General features: G+C 64.1%; 1 protein-coding gene. It reads left to right on the top strand.

The window, feature by feature from the left end; genetic code table 11:
• The first annotated feature begins 324 nt into the window (after positions 1 to 324).
• Complete coding sequence (gene ltrA, locus DIE21_RS36755) at positions 325 to 1,695, top strand: group II intron reverse transcriptase/maturase (RefSeq protein ID WP_124502197.1); 1,371 nt, start codon at positions 325 to 327, stop codon at positions 1,693 to 1,695.
• The last annotated feature ends 91 nt before the right edge of the window (positions 1,696 to 1,786 follow it).

Genomic DNA, 1,786 nt, shown 5'->3' on the forward strand with positions numbered 1-1,786 from the left:
GCGAGTGAAGTGAAGCGCAACTGCATGAGGGTGACCGAGTGTGGGGAGGAAGCGTGGAGCGTAAATCGCGAGCCGATGAACAAGAACCGCATAGAAGGCGTTGCCGAGCAGGGCGAGCGGGCCATAAACCGCGAAGCTCTCGTGACCAAGGCGAGGCGGCGTAAATGAGGCGGTTGTGCGATGAAGGAATGCGTTCTTACCTGGGGAGGTCTCGCTTTATGCCTGAAAGGGCGACGGCGGCAAGCCGGAGCGAGAAGTCAGCAGAGGCCATAGTAGCTGCGGGGTTGGTGGCGAAGGGCCGAACGAGTAGGAGGGCCGAAGGCCGTGTCGCTCGGACGTGCAGTGCATCAGAAGCCCGCGCAGGCGGGGCGTAACGCGGGATGGCGAGGTGAAGCCGTGCCTGAAGCGGTGCGTGATGAAGCTCGGACGGCGCGGCGCGAGACTGGAGGCTCAGGGCGAGATGGCCTGCTCTCGCAGGCGCTCGCGAGAGCGAATCTGGTGATGGCGTGGAAACGCGTCAAAGCCAATCGCGGCAGTGCCGGGGTGGATGGGAAGTCGATCGCCGAAACGGCGGAACACCTCAAGACGCACTGGCCCCGGATTCGGGAAGCGTTACTGGAGGGAAGCTACCGGCCCGCGCCGGTGCGGCGAGTCCAGATTCCGAAGCCCGGCGGCGGGATGCGTGAACTGGGGATTCCGACGGTGACGGATCGCCTGATCCAGCAAGCCCTGCTGCAAGTCTTGCAGCCCATCATTGATCCGACCTTCTCAGAACACAGCTACGGCTTCCGACCGGGGCGTCGAGCGCGTGACGCGGTGCTGATGGCGCAACGTCATGTACAGGATGGCTACCGAGTGGTGGTCGATGTGGATCTGGAGAAGTTCTTCGATCGGGTCAATCACGACATCCTGATGGAGCGGCTATCGAGGCGGATCGACGACAAGGCTGTGCTGCGGCTGACTCGTCACTACCTTGTGGCCGGGATCATGGATGGCGGAGTGGTCAGTGAGCGATACGAGGGCACGCCGCAAGGCGGGCCGCTCTCACCGCTGCTGGCCAATGTGCTGCTGGACGAGGTGGACCGGGAACTGGAGAGGCGAGGACACAGGTTCGTGCGCTATGCCGACGACTGCAACGTGTACGTGCGCAGTGGCCGGTCGGGCGAACGGGTGCTGGAAGGACTGCGCAAGCTCTACGAGCGGCTCCACCTGAAGGTCAACGATGCCAAGACGGCGGTTGCGCAGGCGACGGGTCGCAAGTTTCTGGGCTACGCGCTATGGCGTGGCGCAGGCGAGCGGATCAAATGCGCGGTGTCGTGGAAGGCGCTAGCGACCTTCAAGCAACGCATCCGGGAACTGACACGCCGCTCGGGCGGGCGAAGCCTGCCGGAGGTGGTGGAGCGCCTGAAAGCGTATATGCCAGGCTGGAAAGCGTACTTCCAGCTGGCGCAGACGCCGAGGGTGTTCCGCGAACTCGACGAGTGGATAAGGCACCGGTTGCGCGCAGTGCAGCTCAAGCACTGGCGTCGAGGCGCGACGATGTATCGGGAGTTGTTGGCATTGGGCGCCTCACCAGAGGATGCCCGGCGGGTAGCCGCGAACAGTCGGCGCTGGTGGCGAAACAGCCGCCTGCTACTGAATCGCGTCATGCCGATCGCCTACTTCGACCGACTTGGCGTACCACGGCTCTCATGACCTCAACTGCTCGAACCGCCCGGTGCGGACCCGCATGCCGGGTGGTGTGGGAGGGGATCGGTCAGGCTACCTGACCGCCCCTATCCCGATT

Source organism: Burkholderia sp. Bp9140 (assembly GCF_003853425.1).
GTDB lineage: Bacteria > Pseudomonadota > Gammaproteobacteria > Burkholderiales > Burkholderiaceae > Burkholderia.